The 16367-nt window shown below is 58.3% G+C and carries 17 protein-coding genes and 3 pseudogenes; 11 read left to right on the top strand and 9 right to left on the bottom strand.

What is annotated here, in order from left to right; genetic code table 11:
* Positions 1 to 98: 98 nt before the first annotated feature.
* Complete coding sequence (locus OMP38_RS02330) at positions 99 to 1490, top strand: PucR family transcriptional regulator (RefSeq protein WP_277563705.1); 1392 nt, start codon at positions 99 to 101, stop codon at positions 1488 to 1490.
* A 121-nt stretch (positions 1491 to 1611) separates the two neighbouring features.
* Here the strand turns inward: OMP38_RS02330 and OMP38_RS02325 are convergent, their stop codons facing one another.
* From OMP38_RS02325 to OMP38_RS02300, 6 genes are all read right to left on the bottom strand, one after another.
* On the bottom strand, positions 1612 to 1731 hold the full coding sequence (locus OMP38_RS02325) for a sporulation protein YjcZ (protein ID WP_277563704.1): 120 nt from the start codon (positions 1729 to 1731) through the stop codon (positions 1612 to 1614).
* A 103-nt stretch (positions 1732 to 1834) separates the two neighbouring features.
* Positions 1835 to 2242, bottom strand: a complete 408-nt coding sequence (locus OMP38_RS02320) for a spore germination protein GerPE (protein ID WP_277563703.1) — start codon at positions 2240 to 2242, stop codon at positions 1835 to 1837.
* Position 2243: 1 nt separating this feature from the next.
* Positions 2244 to 2444 (bottom strand): spore gernimation protein GerPD, encoded by a 201-nt coding sequence (locus OMP38_RS02315; RefSeq protein ID WP_277563702.1) that lies wholly within the window; start codon positions 2442 to 2444, stop codon positions 2244 to 2246.
* 5 nt (positions 2445 to 2449) lie between these two features.
* Positions 2450 to 3148: a spore germination protein GerPC gene (gene gerPC, locus OMP38_RS02310; RefSeq protein WP_277563701.1), complete on the bottom strand. Its 699-nt coding sequence runs from the start codon at positions 3146 to 3148 to the stop codon at positions 2450 to 2452.
* A gap of 36 nt (positions 3149 to 3184) precedes the next feature.
* Complete coding sequence (locus tag OMP38_RS02305) at positions 3185 to 3403, bottom strand: spore germination protein GerPB (protein WP_277563700.1); 219 nt, start codon at positions 3401 to 3403, stop codon at positions 3185 to 3187.
* Positions 3403 to 3627 carry a spore germination protein gene (locus OMP38_RS02300; protein ID WP_090113143.1) on the bottom strand — a complete coding sequence of 75 codons (225 nt, stop codon included), beginning with the start codon at positions 3625 to 3627 and terminating at the stop codon, positions 3403 to 3405. The genes OMP38_RS02305 and OMP38_RS02300 overlap by 1 nt, the downstream gene beginning before the upstream one ends.
* A gap of 191 nt (positions 3628 to 3818) precedes the next feature.
* On the opposite strand from OMP38_RS02300, the gene OMP38_RS02295 reads away from it, so the two are divergent.
* The 6 genes and pseudogenes from OMP38_RS02295 to OMP38_RS02270 all read left to right on the top strand — a co-directional run bounded on the left by OMP38_RS02295 (position 3819) and on the right by OMP38_RS02270 (position 10847).
* On the top strand, positions 3819 to 4604 hold the full coding sequence (locus OMP38_RS02295) for a hypothetical protein (RefSeq protein WP_277563699.1): 786 nt from the start codon (positions 3819 to 3821) through the stop codon (positions 4602 to 4604).
* Positions 4605 to 4691: 87 nt separating this feature from the next.
* Positions 4692 to 4952 carry a membrane protein insertion efficiency factor YidD gene (yidD, locus tag OMP38_RS02290; protein ID WP_277563698.1) on the top strand — a complete coding sequence of 87 codons (261 nt, stop codon included), beginning with the start codon at positions 4692 to 4694 and terminating at the stop codon, positions 4950 to 4952.
* A gap of 388 nt (positions 4953 to 5340) precedes the next feature.
* On the top strand, positions 5341 to 7365 hold the full coding sequence (metG, locus tag OMP38_RS02285) for a methionine--tRNA ligase (protein ID WP_277563697.1): 2025 nt from the start codon (positions 5341 to 5343) through the stop codon (positions 7363 to 7365).
* Between the two features lie 236 nt (positions 7366 to 7601).
* Positions 7602 to 8939 (top strand): CHASE3 domain-containing protein, encoded by a 1338-nt coding sequence (locus OMP38_RS02280; RefSeq protein ID WP_277563696.1) that lies wholly within the window; start codon positions 7602 to 7604, stop codon positions 8937 to 8939.
* Complete coding sequence (locus tag OMP38_RS02275) at positions 8857 to 10083, top strand: ATP-binding protein (protein ID WP_338130463.1); 1227 nt, start codon at positions 8857 to 8859, stop codon at positions 10081 to 10083. The genes OMP38_RS02280 and OMP38_RS02275 overlap by 83 nt, the downstream gene beginning before the upstream one ends.
* Before the next feature lie 52 nt (positions 10084 to 10135).
* Positions 10136 to 10847, top strand: a pseudogene (locus OMP38_RS02270) (cytochrome c biogenesis CcdA family protein).
* 16 nt (positions 10848 to 10863) lie between these two features.
* On the opposite strand, the gene splB reads toward OMP38_RS02270, so the two are convergent.
* Entirely contained in the window at positions 10864 to 11931 is a 1068-nt protein-coding gene (splB, locus tag OMP38_RS02265; protein ID WP_277563695.1) for a spore photoproduct lyase, read from the bottom strand.
* A 166-nt stretch (positions 11932 to 12097) separates the two neighbouring features.
* Between splB and mntR the strand changes: the two genes are divergently transcribed.
* Complete coding sequence (gene mntR / locus OMP38_RS02260; protein WP_217592633.1) at positions 12098 to 12520, top strand: transcriptional regulator MntR; 423 nt, start codon at positions 12098 to 12100, stop codon at positions 12518 to 12520.
* A gap of 153 nt (positions 12521 to 12673) precedes the next feature.
* Positions 12674 to 13598, top strand: a pseudogene (locus OMP38_RS02255) (patatin-like phospholipase family protein); the annotation flags it as partial.
* Positions 13599 to 13776: 178 nt separating this feature from the next.
* On the opposite strand, the gene OMP38_RS02250 reads toward OMP38_RS02255, so the two are convergent.
* Both OMP38_RS02250 and OMP38_RS02245 read right to left on the bottom strand, forming a co-directional pair.
* Positions 13777 to 14103: an SdpI family protein gene (locus OMP38_RS02250; RefSeq protein WP_277563694.1), complete on the bottom strand. Its 327-nt coding sequence runs from the start codon at positions 14101 to 14103 to the stop codon at positions 13777 to 13779.
* 26 nt (positions 14104 to 14129) lie between these two features.
* A pseudogene (locus tag OMP38_RS02245) lies at positions 14130 to 15090 on the bottom strand (DUF1385 domain-containing protein).
* Positions 15091 to 15407: 317 nt separating this feature from the next.
* Here OMP38_RS02245 and OMP38_RS02240 point away from each other — a divergent pair.
* The gene (locus OMP38_RS02240) at positions 15408 to 15806 is read left to right on the top strand and encodes a YqhR family membrane protein (RefSeq protein ID WP_277563693.1); all 399 of its coding nucleotides are present in this window, start codon (positions 15408 to 15410) and stop codon (positions 15804 to 15806) included.
* Between the two features lie 89 nt (positions 15807 to 15895).
* Positions 15896 to 16345, top strand: a complete 450-nt coding sequence (gene aroQ / locus OMP38_RS02235) for a type II 3-dehydroquinate dehydratase (RefSeq protein WP_277563692.1) — start codon at positions 15896 to 15898, stop codon at positions 16343 to 16345.
* Positions 16346 to 16367 lie beyond the last annotated feature (22 nt).

The raw sequence follows: 16367 nt of genomic DNA, 5'->3' as shown, positions 1-16367 counted from the left end.
ATATAAGAAGACAATTCATAATTAATGTTATAATATATAACATATCGAAGAAGGTGCATTTAAGCAAAACAACCGCGCATGGCGAGGAGGGGATCCCTATGACTCCAATGTCACGTAAAGACGCCCATCTTGATAGCAGGCCGACCCGTGTCAGCTTTCCGATCATGGAACCGAAGGAAGACTTTTTGGAAATGGCGGTCGAAGCGCGCTTGGCGCCAAATCGATCGCAGGCCGAAGATTATGGTCAATTGGTCGAACTTCAATCGGCGATCGGCCGGGTGTCCCGGCTGCTCCTGGAAGGCGGCAGCTTGGAGCAGGCGCTGGATACGATGGAAGAAGCGCTGGGCAATCCGATCGCCGTCTTCGGAAGCCGGGGAGGCGAATGGCGTTCGAGCTGCCTTCGCTTGCCTGACGCGTCTCCGTCCTTCGCGGCTGTTGCTGCGCAAGTCAGGCGCGGGGGAGAGCGGGCGTCCGTTTCCAGCTTCGTCGGCACGGATGGCGGGCGAAGGGCCTACGTGCATCGGATCGCGAAGAGCGGAGACCCCGCGACCGCGATCGCGCTGTTCGAGCACAACCGACCGGTCACCGCCCTGGACATGCTGACGCTCGCGCGTCTGTCGGCGTTCGTAGACTTGGAGATGGCCAATATCGACGCGGTGCGCGAGGTCGAAGGAAAATATCTCGAACTGTTCCTGCAGGACTGGCTGTCGGGCAAGATCGTCTCCGAACTGGACTGGACGATGCGGGCCGAGGTGTGCGGCTGCGAGATCAAGCGCCCAGGCTGGCTATACGCGGCCGTAATCGGCTGGGAGGAAGCCGGCGCCGGCGGCGATGCGCCGGACGGAACGCTAGCGGATCTATCCCGCCGGCTCAGGTCTGGCAGGCGGCTGCCCGGTAGAGAGCTGCTCTCGGCCGTCTTCGGCGGCGATCTCGTGCTGATTCTGACAGGTGACGACGGCGAAGGACGCGACTTGGCCGAGGCGGCCGGGGAAGCGTCGCTTCGGGAGCTGCTCGAAGAGCTTCGCGCGGAACTCGCCATGCCGGCCATCAGGCTGTTCGCCGGACGTCCGGTCGCTAAACCCGAGCTGCTGCCGGCGAGCCTGTCGCAGGCGAAAAGGGCGAAGCGGGTCGCGGAAGTATGCGGATTGGCCGGCGACGTCGTTTCTTACGATAACCTCGGCGTATATGCGCTGCTGTACTTGATTCCCGGAGGGGAAGAGCGCGAACAGTTTTTGCGCCGCTACATGGTCCCGTTGCAGCAGGCGGACCGTAAAGGCGGAGGCCGGCTCGCGGAGACGCTGGAAATGTTTTTCCGATGCAACGGCAACATCAAGCTGACCTCCGAGAAGCTGTATGCGCATTACAACACGATCGTCTACAGGCTGGACAAAATCCAGAGCATCCTCGGCGTATCGCTCGACGATCCTGAAGACAGGCTGCAGCTGCAGCTGTCGCTGAAGCTTGGGCAGATCTCGCCTGGCAGCTATTGACCGCCGAGGCGCCGCAGCGTCTCGAAGCGCTTATAAAACGTTCAAAAGCCTCCGGCCGCAGCGAATGCGGACCGGAGGCTTTTTACGCTATCGAATCGGGCGCGACTTCGCCGCAAGTCGATTAGAAAATGCCGGCTTTAAGGATGATGACGAGCAGTACGTACAGAACCAGCGCGAACGCTGCACCCGCCATGGCGCCGCCGCCGTATCCGCAACCTGCGCCTGCTACTGGGTATCCCATAGTAACAACCTCCCGATTAGGTTTATGTGATGAGCGATCACACAGTCATCATATGCGGAGGCCGGCGGGCGGCTTGTGCGTTCGCCCGTTTACGCCGGGAGGATCATTTAAAATCGACTTCGACGCGCGGTTGGACGCCGGGTATGCGATTGCGTATATTGACGATACGCGTCTCTGCGGTTTCCGGACCGCCATTGCCGATCCTGACGTGCGAAGCGGCCGAAATGGCGGTAATTCGAACGGTGCCGATCTCGATCGGCGCGGACGCAGACCTGAAGCTCGCGGCCGGTCCCTCGTCGGGCGGAGGGATGGGCAAGGGACGCGTAAAAAGCGAATAAGAGGCGAAAGGAAATTCGTTGTCCCTGAACGTCGCGACGCTGCGCTGTACCGCAAGCACGCGCGCGGTCAATCTTGCGCCGTCGCGGTTGTCCCCAAAATGGACGACGGACGAATCGGAAGCCGAATTGATATAGACGAGACCGATTGCCGAGACTCTGGGCGACAAGCTCATATCATAGGTTCTCTTCGGGAAGGTCCGGCAGCGGCGCCAGCGGTCCGACGATGACGGATTCCGGCGGCGTGTCGAAATACGAATACAGCGTCATGCTATGCGTATCCCCCACGAGCATCGAGGAAGAACTGGATATGCCGAGTACGCGAATCGATCCGATCCGGACCGGTTCGTTGTTTACGATCATTTGTCCGAAGTTCATTGGATTCACTGCCCTTCCGGCGGCGTTTGCGACACGCGCTTGGCCGCATAGTTTTCAAAAGCGGCGCGTACGTCTTTCCTGACTTTTCCGATCACTTCCCGTTCCCAATCCGCCAACGCTTTTTCCCCGCTTTCCTTAGGCAGCGGCGTCGTGCGCGCGTAATACTGGATTCGGGGTCCCAATTGCGCTTTTACGTCCTCCGTTACCCGCCCGATCTCGGAAGCTTCGAAAGAAATGCCGTTCTTCGCAGCGGTCGCGGCCAGATCGGCTGCGGCCTCTTGGTCGAACATCTCGCGGCCTTGTTTGAGGAGTCTCGGAATAAAAGACTCGGGTCCTTCGGACCCGGCGGCGGGCGTCTGCCAAGTGCCCGTTGCCGGAACTTCGAAGGAGTCGACGTCGCCTTTGGCGTTCGGGCTGATGCCGATATTGAGCGTGCCGTCCAGCCTGCTCACCTTCAGCTGGTCGAAGTGATACTCGACGTGAACCGGGGGCTGGCGCTGCAGGTCCTCGATTCGGGTCTGCATCTCGCCGATTCGCGACTGCGCTTCGGCATGCTGCTGGCGAAGGTTATCGATTTGCTTCTGGAATTCTTTCAATTGCTCCGCGGCCGACCCCGCCCAAGATTCGAGCTCGCGAATTCGACCTGCGCAGACTTGGCAATCGAAACCCGAATGCCCGTTCGGAAAATGCCATACCGAGTTCAATGCGATACGCCTCCTGCCGGTGAAATGCGTAACTCGCTAGCTTGGATTGGGCAACGGAGCGAGAAATAGCGGCTCCGACGCGTTGGGCTGGCTCTCGCTCAATTGCGCGGCCGGTTCGGTGAACCCTCCCGAATTATATAATTGGGAGAGCGATCGAATGCTTCCGGCGCTGCCGATCTGAAGGACGGAGGAGTTGGAGACGGCATCCACGCGCAACTGGCCGATCGATATTTGTTGATAGATCGTCCACGCCATCAGACGACGGCGCCTCCCGCCGAATTCGAATCGACTACGTCGGGATCGTTCGTATTCGTCGAGCTGATCGAGTTGGTTCTAGGCAAGTCGCCGGTAACGAAGGAACCTGCTCCCGCGAAAGTTTTGGTCGTGCTGGATGGGGAAACTTGGAGACAGTCCCCGAATTGGACGACGCCGCTGGAGCCGATGCTGATGATTTTGACAGCTCCTACGATGCTGGGCATGCGGCAACGACTCCCTTTTAAATGGTCATGTCTTAATGTATGAAGGCAGGAGCCCAGATGTTCCCGAATTCCGGCTTTCCGCACTCCCTCGCCCAGGCCCGCATAAGCTGATGATGGTTCGGAACCGGCGGAACGACTTGCAGCGAGCAAGAAGCGCTGCAACGTTTTGCCTGCGAGGGAGGGCGGAATGGATGGCATTTTTCGACGAAGGACCGCTGCCGGATTGGAGCGAGCTCCGCCGGCTGATCGGCAAGGACCTGCCGTGGGATTTGATCAAACAATGGAGGCACGAAGACGAATCGTGGCTCGACGATTATATACGGAAGCTCGGGTTCGGCAAGTCCGAAGAAAAGACGGGTAGCGTCGCGGGGGCGCGGCCCGAAGCCAACGTCACCGCGAACCCGCAAATGGAAGCTCGAAAAGAGCAAAAACGCGTCGTCGCCACGATCAAACCGCCGCCGGGCACGGACAGGAGCGCCGTTCGTCTGTACGCGGCGGCCGACAGGCTGCGCGTGTCCGGTCTGCCCGGCGACGCAACCGCGTCGCTGAAGCTGCCCTGTCTCGTCTTGCCGAAGACGGGGAGGGTCGCCTGGAAAAACGGGAAATGGGTCGTCGTATTCCGCCGAAAGCCGCCGAGGCAAGGCGAGGTCGAGCTTTTTTATCGGCGAATAAGCGCGGCAAGCGTGTTCAATCCCTTCCGAATTCGCTATAATGCAAACAGCGGCACTCGCGCGCGGGTTGCGCCGGTGCGTCATGAGGATAGGGAGGAAGCGCTTTTGGAATTAGTCGACGTATCTGAAGTTTCAGCCGGATTGTTCATCGTAGGCGTCATTTTCATTTTGTTGGTCGGGGGACTGCTCAGCATGGGCATACTCCGTTTTTTTCAGCTTAAAAAAGGACAAGGGTGGGGCTATATGATCGGATCGGCCGTCTCGCTCGTCGCCTTTATTCTGGTCGTGAACCAATGGTTTGACTGACTGCGGTCCGTTGTTCGAATTGACTTCGGCAGCGGGCTTCCGGCATGATGAAAATAACGGATGCAATCGCAAGGGAGGCGTGACGGGATGAGGAACGCATTCGTGGCGGCGATGCGGCTGCCTATCGTATTTTACCGCCGGTTCGTCTCTCCGCTCAAGCCGCCGACCTGCCGGTTCGCTCCGACCTGTTCCGCCTATGCGCTGGAGGCGATCGAGGTGCACGGACCGCTCAAGGGCGCGGGCTTGGCCGCGGCGCGCATCTGCAAATGCCACCCTTTTCACCCCGGCGGCTTCGATCCGGTCCCTCCGCCTAAGGCAAAACGCGAGGAAGGGCGGCCGTCCGCTTGACATCGCCCCTCGCGCTGCGTTATATTTTGGCCAATACAACCGTATACCGATCCGATGAAGCGATGAGTACAAAGGCAACGATCTATCTCAGAGAGCCGGGGACGCTGCGAGCCGGCATAGATCGACTTTGGAAGATGGTCCTGGAGGATTCGTGCTCGAGCGCCGCCGCCGCCGCCGCGGTCCGGCGATGAGAGTACGACGCGTTCCGGCGTTAACGGAGCTGCCGGTCGAAGGCGACCGGCGCGAATGAGCCTTCGCGCGCGCATGCGGCGGAGGGAATTTGGGTGGTACCACGTGAGCGCAGACTCTCGTCCCATGTCGGACGGGAGTCTTTTTGCGTTTTCGGCCCGATGTCTGCGCCATATCCCCCCTACAGGAGCTGAAGAAAATGACCGAAACGGGCAAAACCTTTTATATCACGACGCCGATCTACTACCCGAGCGACAAGCTGCATATCGGGCACGCTTACACGACCGTCGCCGGCGACGCCATTTCCAGGTACAAACGCCTGCGCGGCTTCGAGGTTCGCTATCTGACGGGCACGGACGAGCACGGCCAGAAAATCGAGCGCAAGGCGCAGGATGCGGGCAAGACGCCGCAGCAGTTCGTCGACGATATCGTCGTGGGCATCAAGGATTTGTGGAAGAAGCTCGAGATCTCGAACGACGACTTCATTCGCACGACCGAACCGCGGCATACGCGGGTCGTGGAGGAAATTTTCGAGAAGCTGCTGGCCAAGGGCGACATCTACAAAGGCGAGTACGAAGGCTGGTACAGCATTCCCGACGAGACGTTTTATACCGAGACGCAGCTGGTCGACGTCGTCAAGGACGAGCAGGGCAACGTCGTCGGCGGCAAGAGTCCCGACAGCGGACACCCGGTCGAGCTGGTCAAGGAAGAGTCTTACTTTTTCAAAATGAGCCATTACGTGGACCGGCTGCTCGCCCATTACGAGGCGCATCCGGGCTTCATCCAGCCCGAGTCGCGCAAGACCGAGATGATCAACAACTTCATCAAGCCCGGACTCGAGGATCTAGCGGTATCGCGGACGACCTACAATTGGGGGATCCCGGTGCGCTCCGATCCGAAGCATGTCATCTACGTTTGGATCGATGCGCTCTGCAACTACATCACGGCGCTCGGCTACGGGACGCCGGACGACGCGCTCATGCGCAAGTTCTGGCCGGCTGACGTGCACCTGATGAGCAAGGAGATCGTCCGCTTCCATACGATCTACTGGCCGATCATGCTCATGGCGCTCGACCTGCCGCTGCCGAAAAAGGTTTTTGCCCACGGCTGGCTGCTGATGAAAGACGGCAAAATGTCCAAGTCCAAAGGCAACGTGGTGGACCCGGTCAAGCTGATCGACCGCTACGGGCTCGATCCGGTCCGTTACTACCTGCTTCGCGAGGTGCCGTTCGGCTCCGACGGCACGTTCACGCCGGAGAACTTCGCCGAGCGGCTGAACTACGATCTGGCCAACGATCTGGGCAACCTGCTGAGCCGCACCGTCGCCATGATCGGCAAGTACTTCGACGGAGTCGTGCCACAGGCTGACGGCGCAACGGATTTCGATGCGGACTTGGAATCCGTGGCTGCGGCGGCCGTTCGAAAAACCGAAGAAGCGATCGAAGCGATGGAATTTTCCGTCGCGCTGACGGCGATCTGGACGCTCGTCAGCCGGACGAACAAATACATCGACGAGACGCAGCCATGGGTGCTCGCCAAGGATGAAGCCGACCGCGGCGCGCTGGCTTCGGTCATGGCCCATCTGGCGGAGAGCCTGCGCATCGTATCGATTTTGCTGCAGCCGTTCATGACCCACGCCCCCGCCCGCATCTGGGCGCAGCTCGGCATCGCCGAAGGCCGGGCGACCGCTTGGGACAGCATCGGCGCGTGGAGCGGTCTCGCGGCCGGCGCGAAGGTCGAGAAGGGCGAAGCGTTGTTCCCGCGTCTCGATCTGGAGAGCGAGGTCGCCTGGATCGTGGAGATGATGGGCGGCGGCGCCAAAACGGAAGCGACTGCGGAGAAGCCCGCGTCCGGCGCGAAGGAAGAGGTCGCGCAGCAGAACGCAAAGGCGGGCGCGAAGGAGGAGATCTCCATCGACGACTTCGCCAAAATCGAGCTGCGCGTCGCGCAAGTCACGGCATGCGAGCCGATCCCGAAGGCCGACAAGCTGCTGAAGCTGCAGCTCGATCTCGGAGGCGAGTCGCGGCAGGTCGTATCGGGCATCGCCCAATACTACAAGCCGGAGGAACTCGTCGGCGCCAAGGTGATCTGCGTCGCCAATTTGAAGCCGGTCAAGCTGCGCGGCGAATGGTCCCACGGCATGATTTTGGCGGCTTCGGAGGGCGGCCAACTGAAGCTGGCGACGGTCCCCGAAGGGATGCCGAACGGCGCTTTAGTCAAATAAAATCGGATAAAAAACCTGCGAATCTCGGCATTCGCAGGTTTTATATTTTAATTGATCGTTATTTTCAGTTATGATAGTAATAATAGATTAACGGCAACGAGGAGGAGCAATTCGTGTACAGCGTCCCGGAGCGAAGGAGAAAAATATCCATTCGGACCAAGATTCTGTTAGGCAACGTGATCGTAATGGTCTTTTTGGGCATTGCGATCGTCGCTTTGACCGTGCGGATCGCGTCCTTGCAAAACGAAGTGGAATTCATCAGCACGCACGACATTCAGGTGCACGAGACGGTCGACCAGATTCAAAAAGACATGCTGGACATGGAGACGGGGATGCGAGGCTACGTCATCAGCGGCGACGATGATTATCTGGAGCCCTACAATACGGGCAAGGCCAGATGGGAATCCGACGTCAACGCGCTGTCGGCGCTTGTGATCGACAACCCTGCGCAGCTGCGCAACCTGGATAGCATCAAGGCGAATATCCAGGAATGGACGAATACGGCGAGCGAAAACGCGATCGGCTACAAGCGAAGCGGAGATACGGCAAGCCTCGACCGGTTTTTTCAGGAGAAAATAGGGAAGTCCAAGACGGACGCGCTCCGTCAGCAACTGCAAAATTTCAAAGACACCGAGATGAATATGACGAACCAGCGGGTGGCTGATCTTAAAGAGAGAAACGCCTCCCTGATCTTTTTCCTTTATCTTCTCTGGCTGTTCGTGGCGATCATCGCGATCGCGATCGCTTGGTTCATCTCCGGCACCGTCATTAAGACGATCCGCAAGGTCAGCACGACGATCCGCCAGATCGCATCGCAGGACGGGAACCTGGACAAGCGGATCGAGATCAACACGAGAGACGAGATGATGGAGCTCGGGGACTCGACCAACGCCCTGCTGGATTCGATCGAGCGGCAAAACCTTCGCAAAGACCAGATTGCGGAGATCGCTACGCTGCTGCAGGAGCAGAACGACATCGATGCGGTCGGACGTCTGTTCATGAATCAGATGGTGCGCGTATTCGATATCCCTTACGGCGTCTTGTACGTCCGCGACCGGGCGAACCAGCTGGTCAAAAACGCTTCTTACGCGGACGGCTCCGAGAACTTCGGACGGAAGGAATTCCAGGTGGGCGAAGGACTGGTCGGGCAATGCGCGGCCGGCACTCGCACGATGATCGTCAATCAGGTACCCGACGGCTACGTGCGCATTCACTCCGGCATCGGTCAATCCGCGCCTAAGCAGATCGTCCTGCTGCCGGTTCTCTTCGAGAAAGTCGTCGTCGGCGTCCTCGAGATCGGCGCGTTCAAGTTTTTCAAAAAAGGCGGAGATCGAGCTGTTGGAACAGCTGGCGTCCATGCTGGGCGTGACGATTCAATCCGTCAAGAGCCGCATGGAGATGGAGCAGCTGTATACGGAGGCGCAAGCGGCGAACGAAGAACTCCAGGTGCAGTCCGAAGAGCTCAACGCCCAGTCGCTCGAACTGTTGTCGATGAACGACGAGCTCAAGCGCAGCTCCAACTTCAAAAGCGAATTTCTCGCCAACATGTCGCACGAACTGCGGACGCCGCTTAACAGCATGCTGATTCTGTCCCAGATGCTGGCCGAGAACCGGCACGGCCATCTAAGCGAAGACGATATCAGCTATGTCAATACGATTTACAGCGCCGGCAACGATCTGCTGAATCTGATCAACGATATTCTCGACCTGTCCAAGGTCGAGGCCGGCAAACTCGATATCGAGATGGGCAACATCGTCCTGTCGGATCTTCAACTCACGATTCAGAGCAACTTCCAGGAAGTCGCGGCCAAGAAAAAGCTGGACTTCGCGGTTCGGATCGCGCCGTCAACGCCGGCGTGGCTGGAGACAGACGGATTCCGCCTGCAGCAGATATTGAAAAACTTGCTGTCCAACGCGTTCAAGTTTACCGAAGCCGGCAAAGTCGATCTTCTTATCGGCGTGCATGCGAACAATTCCTGGGGTCAGCAGGAGATCGCGTTCACCGTCACGGACACGGGCAGGGGCATTGCGAGCGATAAGCTCGGTTTGATTTTCGAAGCCTTCACCCAAGCAGACAGCGGCACCGCCCGCAAGTACGGGGGCACCGGCCTAGGCCTTACGATCTCGGCGTCCCTCGCGAATATGCTCGGCGGCCGGATCGAGGTGCAGAGCATGGAAGGCAAGGGCAGCGAATTCACGTTGTATTTGCCGGCGCAGCGTTCGATCGGCGTGTTGGACGAGGCGGTCGCGTCGAAGCAGCTCGCGACGTCCTCCGCAGCGCTGTCCGTTGCCGATCCGGTGTCCATCGCCGTGTCCGAGATGCCGCTGAGTACCGCGGCGTTGAAGGGACGGAGCGTCCTTCTGGTCGACGACGACGCACGCAATCTGTTCGCGCTTTCGCATGTGCTGGAGTCGCTCGAGATGACATTCACGATCGCGCATGACGGTATAGAGTGTATGGACCGGCTGCGCGTCGGCGACAATTACGACTGTATACTGATGGACATCATGATGCCGGACATGGACGGATTCCAGGCGATTCGAGAGATTCGACATACGCTGCAGCTGAACACGCCGATCATCGCGGTGACGGCCAAGGCGATGAAGGAAGACCGGGACAAATGCCTGGAGGCCGGAGCGAACGCTTATATCAGCAAGCCGGTTCAGGTCCAGCAGCTCATATCCATCATGGTCGCTCAGATGAAGGTAGAAGCTTGATGCGTCGGGGCCGGTTTTCCGGCCCCGCTTTCATATCCGTAAGGAGGAACCTATGAGTCAACTGAACATCGGAATCGCTTTTGCGGGGGGGCTCGCTTCCTTTATTTCTCCTTGCTGCCTTCCATTATATCCGTCCTATCTTTCGTACATAACCGGTATATCGGTGACACGCCTCAAAACCGAATCGAGCAAAGAAATTCGCGCGAAAACGATGGCGCATACGTTCTTTTTTTATTTTGGGCTTCTCGGCAGTATTTTTCACGCTTAGCTATACGGCCAATACGTTCGCCTATACATTCCGGGAATATCAGGATTTGATCCGTCAGATCTCGGCCATCCTCATCGTATTGATGGGCTTGTTTTTGCTGGGCGTCTTCCAGCCGCAGCTTCTGCTCAAGGAGCGCAAGATGAACGTGAGTTGGCGCCCAGCCGGATATATCGGCTCATTTATTTTCGGGATCGGCTTTTCCGCCGGATGGTCTCCGTGCGTAGGGCCGATCCTTACCGCGATTTTAGCGTTGGCCGCCAGCGAACCGGGCACATGGGCAAGCATGACGGCCGCGTATTCGTTAGGCTTCGGCGTACCTTTTTTCGTACTCGCGTTTTTTATCGGGTCGGCCAGATGGATTTTGAAATATTCCGACAAGCTGATGAAAATCGGCGGCGCGCTCATGATTTTAATGGGCATCTTGCTGTTTACGGACCGGATGACCGAGATCACGATCTGGCTGAACCGGATCACGCCGGATTGGCTTTTGTTCTAAAGCATCTGGCGCGTGCTTAGGTAAAGTATTCGATTTTCGCGGTCGGGAAAGCTTCGAAGATGCGTTCGGTTATGAACATGCGCAGCGCATCGGCTTGCTCGTCGGGATAAACGTATTTATTTTGCCCCCAACGGCCCCATTTCTTTTTCCGTTTCGCCTCGTCCATTTCGAGCTTGGTTTTCGGATAGCGCTTTTCGATGACGGTCTTGGCTGTCTTCGTAAAGCGATGCTGGATCAATTCGAAGGTCAGGTCTCGCCCGGCCTCCTGCGGCAGCTCGGCAGCCAGGCGCTTCAGCAGCTCGGCGTAGCCGTCTTCCCAGCCGTCGAACCAGATAATAGGCGCGATGATGAAACCAAGCGGGTAGCCCGCTCTTGCGATTTTGCCGGCCGCCTCGATCCGTTCGGCGAACCGGGACGTGGCGGGCTCGAAGCTTCGGATGACATAATCGGCGTTGACGCTGAACCGCACCCGCGTATGCCCGCCGTGCGCGATGCCGAGCAGCGAGTCGACGTGATGGAACTTGGATACGAACCGCAATCTGCCGAGCGGCTGCTTCGCCATAAAGGCGATCGTCTCGGCTAGCGATCCGGTTATATGCTCGAGGCCGAGCGGATCCGACGTACAAGCCGCCTCGAAGCGGGTAATATCTGGACTGCGCTCGTCGATGTAGCCTTTGGCGGCCGTCAGGATGTCGTCGATATTGACGTACACGCGGATATACGGCTTCGCGCCCAGCGTCGTTTGCAGGTAGCAATAATGGCAGTGGCCCATGCAACCTGTCGCCAGCGGGATCGCATATTCGGCGGAAGGCTTGGACGTATCGAATTTCAGCGTCTTGCGGAGGCCGACGACGAGCGTTCTTTTCGCGATCTTGTACTGCTCCGTCTCGGTCTCTCCGGGCAGGTTGGTGATTCGGTTATGCGAAGTGGTCATCCTGTGCGGAATGCCTTCCCGCAGCGCCCAGTCGCGGATTCGAATGCCCATCGGATAGTTCAGCGCTTCGGGCTCGAAGTAGACGAGCTCGGGTACGAACGGCTTGGTCGTTGCGGCTTTGCGCGGTTTTTCGGTAACGCCGACGCTCATCGAACACTCGCCCCCCTTTGAATCCGTAGTATGCTTCGGCCAAGGGCGGCGGACACCGGTTAACTTCTGGATGAGAATCAAGCGGCAAGGGCGGGCGGCTTGCCCTTGCAAGTCCAGCGTTGTATGATACAAAGAGTTATTAACCGTCGGGAAAGGGGACAGTTCGGTGCCGACGCCAAGCATGGAAGATTATCTCGAACGCATCTACAGGCTGATCGACGAGAAGGGATACGCCCGCGTATCCGACATCGCCGAAGGACTGGAAGTGCACCCCTCGTCCGTGACCAAGATGATTCAGAAGCTGGACAAGGATCAATACTTGATTTACGAGAAGTATCGGGGACTTATCCTCACGAGCAAAGGAAAAAAAATCGGAAAGCGGCTCGTCGACCGGCATCATCTGCTCGAATCGTTCCTGAGCGTGATCGGCGTGCAGCATGAAAATATTTACCGCGACGTGGAAGGAATCGAGCATCATTTGAGCTGGGATTCCATCACCTGCATCGAGACGCTGGTCGAATATTTTAATCGGGACGATGCGCGCCGGGCCGAATTGATGCGCATACGCGCCGAATTGGATACCGAATAAGAGGAGAGGACGCGCGAAGCGTCCTCTTTTGCTTGCTTGAAGAGAATGGATGAACAAACGAAGATGAACCCCATCGGTCTGCGTCCCCATCCTGCCGCATAAGCTTGCTGTAACCGGGTTAATGCGGACGGAGGTAGCCTGATGCACCTGAAAATGATCAATGCGGTTTTCGAAGGCGGCGGGGTGAAGGGCATTTCGCTCGCGGGCGCGGTTCGGGCCGCGGAGTTGAACGGCTACGGGTTCAACCAGGTTGCGGGAACCTCCGCCGGGAGCATCGTGGCGGCGCTGATCGCAGCCGGGTACAGCGCATCGGAGATGAAAATGATCATCGACGGCACGCCCTTTTCCGCATTTTTGAAGCGAGCGCCCATCTTTAACGTGAAGTTGATCGGTCCCGCCGCTCGCCTGTTGATGTTCAAAGGGCTGTACAGCGGCGACACGCTCGAAACGTGGGCCGAAAAGCTGCTGGCTGCTCGCGGGATCCGAACGTTCGGGGACTTGCCCCCGGGCCGTTTGCGCATCGTCGCATCGGATATAACGAACGGCAAACTTCTCGTGCTGCCGGACGACATCGCGGATTATGGGATGGATCCCCGCGATCTGGGCGTGGCCCAGGCGATCCGCATGAGCGTGAGCATCCCTTACTTTTTCGATCCCGTCATCATACGCAGCGCTTCCGCCTACCGCCCGTTCAAACGCGACAAGCGTCAAAACAAGAGCTTGATCGCGCACGGCTCCTATGTCGTTGACGGCGGACTGCTCAGCAACTTTCCGCTTTGGCTTTTCGAAGAGCCTGATGCGAAGGAGCCCGCGCTGCCGGTGGTGGGCTTCCAAATGGTCGGCAGGCCGAATCCGAAAGGGCATCGGATCAGCGGGCCGTTCACGATGTTCTATGCCATGTTCGAAACGATGCTGAGCGCCCACGACGAGCGTTATATCGAAAAAAAACAACCGCGTGCGGACGATCAAGATCCCGACGCTCGGCGTCCGGACGACGGACTTTCATTTGTCGGAAGCGCAAAGCGAAAGCCTGTACCAATCGGGGTTAAACGCGGGCAGCGCGTTTTTCGACCTGTTCGACTACAGGACGGGGGTATGCCCGCCAGACCTGCCGAATATGCATCCGCATTCCGTCCATGCGTCAAGCGCGCCCAAAGTTCGATTCGGATCTGTCAAGCCGCCGGAACGGCCAAATAAAAAAGGATTGAGGCGGGAGCCTCAATCCTTTTTGCGCAGCGCGCCGTTAAAACGGTCGATCAATGATAGGTCGGCGGCTCGTCGTCGCGTCCCTTGCTGCCTTCGATGACGCGGAAAGGCGAGGGGCTGCGGCGCGGCTTGGCGGCGGTTTCCTTGGCTTGTTGGCGCTTTTTGCTCTGCGCCGCCGCGCGCTGATAGTCCGAGCGAGGCGTTCCTCCGCGGGCCCAGCGGTTCGGCGGAAACTTGTACAAGATCCATACGATCGCGATGAGGACGACGGGAATGATGAGCGCTTGGCCGCCGTTCAAGATGCTGGACGCGATACCGATGGCGACTAACGCCAGGAAGACGACAAACCAAGTTGGCATTCGGTTGCGTTTGCGCAATGAGCGTCCCTCCCGTTGAAGTTGAATTATACGGGCCGAATCTCGCGGTCGAGCTCCCGCATGCGATTGAACGAAGCGATGGAAACGGCTACCTGATCGTCATTCGGTTCTTTGGTCGTCAGCAATTGAAGCCAGAGTCCCGGGTACCCGAGCACACGCAGCCCCGGAATATCGCGAGCCGCGTTCGTCCAGCGAAGCACCTCGTAGGAAATGCCGATGACGACTGGGAGCAACGCGATTCGAATCCATATGCGTTCCCATATCGTGTCCCAATGGAAAATCGGGAACGAGTAAAGCACGACGCCGACGATGACCGTGAACACGAGAAAGCTGCTGCCGCAGCGATAATGAAGGCGCGTGAAACGTTGCACGTTTTCGACCGTCAGCTCGACGCCGGCTTCGTAGGCGCTGATTACCTTGTGCTCGGCGCCGTGATACTGGAACAGGCGCTTGATCAATGGCGTCTTGGATATGAACCAAAGATAAAAGAGCAAGAGCGCGATCTTGATGACGCCTTCCAACAGGTTATGCAGGATCATGCTGCTAAATACGTTTTCGAACAGAAAGCCTTCGAGCAGCGCGGGGACGGTCGTGAATACGAGCTTGCCGAAGACGAACGACAGAACGCCTACCACGGCTACCCCAAGCACCATGGACAGGCTCCATTTTTCTTTTTCCTTCGGCTTCTCGGCCGCTTCCGGCTGCGTCTCGTCCTCCGCGTACGCTTCGGCCGAGAAGTTCAAGTGCTGAGAGCCTTTGGCCGAAGACTCGACGATGCCGACGATGCCCCGGATAAAAGGGATCCGCTTCAGCACCGCGAGCGCCCGGCTCTGCTGCTGCTTGCGGGGGAACTTCAAAAAACGCGATTTCTTGGTTCTTGCGCCGCACCGCGGTCACGTGGACGTTCCGTCCGGCGAACATGACGCCTTCGATCACGGCTTGTCCCCCGTATATGGAGGTCGGTTGTTCTGCCAAACCATTCACCATCTCTCGACGAATCTCTTGAAGCTGAGGGCTTCGAGTATCTTCTTATTTTACAGGATAAGGGCCTGCAATGCTACATGGCCGGGCCGCGAAGCGACTAGCGCTCCGGCATGAAGCCCATACTATGCCGACAAGCGGAAGCTTCCGAAAGGATGGAGCGAAAAAGATGGAACAATCGCAAAACAACAGCGAGGGTACGGGAAGAACGAAGCGCCCCGCGGCTTATTGCCTGACGCTCGGCTTTTTCGCCGGATTGATCTGGGGATCGCTCCGTTGGCTGACGGTCGCGATGAATTTTACGAAGGTGCCGCAGGCTTTTTTTGGCCGATCCGTTCATCAAGCGGGAGCGCCTGGACACGATCGCATGGCATTGCGTCGGTTTGGCGCTGTTTGTCGTCATGTCCGTCGTTGCCGCTTATTTGTATTGGTTGATTCTCGGCAAGCTTCGGGGGCCGTGGCCCGGCTTGTTTTTCGGCGCCGCCTGGTGGGTGCTGTTGTTTTTCTGGATCGGACCGGCGACGGGCGCCGTGCCGTCATACAAAGAGATCGGTCTTGGCAGCGTGTTTACGGAAGGCGCCTTGTATTTGCTATGGGGCCTTTTTTATCGGCTATTCGTTCGCCTTCGAATACCACAACGAGTCCGCGCGCGAGCCGAAGCGGGCGAACGGCGAAGAGAGCGGGCGCTCAGGCGATCCCGAGCCCGCTTGACGGAAGGCTGAACGCGAGACCGCGTGTGGCGACGCCTCGGGACGTTGTGATACAATGACTGATGAATTTATCGCTGAAAATCAAGGAAGGAGTGCCGGACTTGCCCAGTATCTTGGTTCTGAACGGACCGAACCTGAATATGCTCGGCGTCAGAGAGCCGGGGGTGTACGGCACCGCCACGCTATCGGACATCGAGCGGAATCTAAGGGAGGCGGCCGAGCGCGAAGGGGCTTCTCTTTCCTTTTATCAATCGAATCACGAGGGCGGATTGCTGGACGAGATGCATGCCGCATTCGGCCGGCACGACGGCATATTGATCAATCCCGGCGCATACACCCATACGAGCATCGCGCTTCGCGACGGGATCGCGTCCGTCGGTCTCCCGACGGTCGAAGTCCACTTGTCGAACATCCATAAGCGCGAATCTTTCAGACATACGTCGATGCTCGCGCCGGTGTGCGTCGGCCAGATCGCCGGCTTCGGCGCGTACGGCTACGAGCTCGGCCTGCTCGCGCTGCTGCGGCATCTGCGGCAGTCGGCTCGCCCGTAAAGCTTATTTGGAAGAGGAGGCG

This window comes from Cohnella ginsengisoli, from assembly GCF_029525555.1.
Classification (GTDB): domain Bacteria; phylum Bacillota; class Bacilli; order Paenibacillales; family Paenibacillaceae; genus Cohnella; species Cohnella ginsengisoli.
Note: the sequence above shows the minus strand (reverse complement) of the source record. Positions and strands in the feature narration are given on the sequence as shown.

Excerpts from the sequence above, each read along its gene's own strand:
- OMP38_RS02300 (WP_090113143.1), bottom strand. The coding sequence starts at position 3,627 with ATGCCCAGCATCGTAGGAGCTGTCAAAATCATCAGCATCGGCTCCAGC.
- OMP38_RS02295 (WP_277563699.1), top strand. The coding sequence starts at position 3,819 with ATGGCATTTTTCGACGAAGGACCGCTGCCGGATTGGAGCGAGCTCCGC.
- OMP38_RS02305 (WP_277563700.1), bottom strand. The coding sequence starts at position 3,403 with ATGGCGTGGACGATCTATCAACAAATATCGATCGGCCAGTTGCGCGTG.
- OMP38_RS02275 (WP_338130463.1), top strand. The coding sequence starts at position 8,857 with ATGAACGACGAGCTCAAGCGCAGCTCCAACTTCAAAAGCGAATTTCTC.
- OMP38_RS02325 (WP_277563704.1), bottom strand. The coding sequence starts at position 1,731 with ATGGGATACCCAGTAGCAGGCGCAGGTTGCGGATACGGCGGCGGCGCC.
- metG (WP_277563697.1), top strand. The coding sequence starts at position 5,341 with ATGACCGAAACGGGCAAAACCTTTTATATCACGACGCCGATCTACTAC.
- splB (WP_277563695.1), bottom strand. The coding sequence starts at position 11,931 with ATGAGCGTCGGCGTTACCGAAAAACCGCGCAAAGCCGCAACGACCAAG.
- OMP38_RS02320 (WP_277563703.1), bottom strand. The coding sequence starts at position 2,242 with ATGAGCTTGTCGCCCAGAGTCTCGGCAATCGGTCTCGTCTATATCAAT.
- OMP38_RS02330 (WP_277563705.1), top strand. The coding sequence starts at position 99 with ATGACTCCAATGTCACGTAAAGACGCCCATCTTGATAGCAGGCCGACC.
- yidD (WP_277563698.1), top strand. The coding sequence starts at position 4,692 with ATGAGGAACGCATTCGTGGCGGCGATGCGGCTGCCTATCGTATTTTAC.
- OMP38_RS02315 (WP_277563702.1), bottom strand. The coding sequence starts at position 2,444 with ATGAACTTCGGACAAATGATCGTAAACAACGAACCGGTCCGGATCGGA.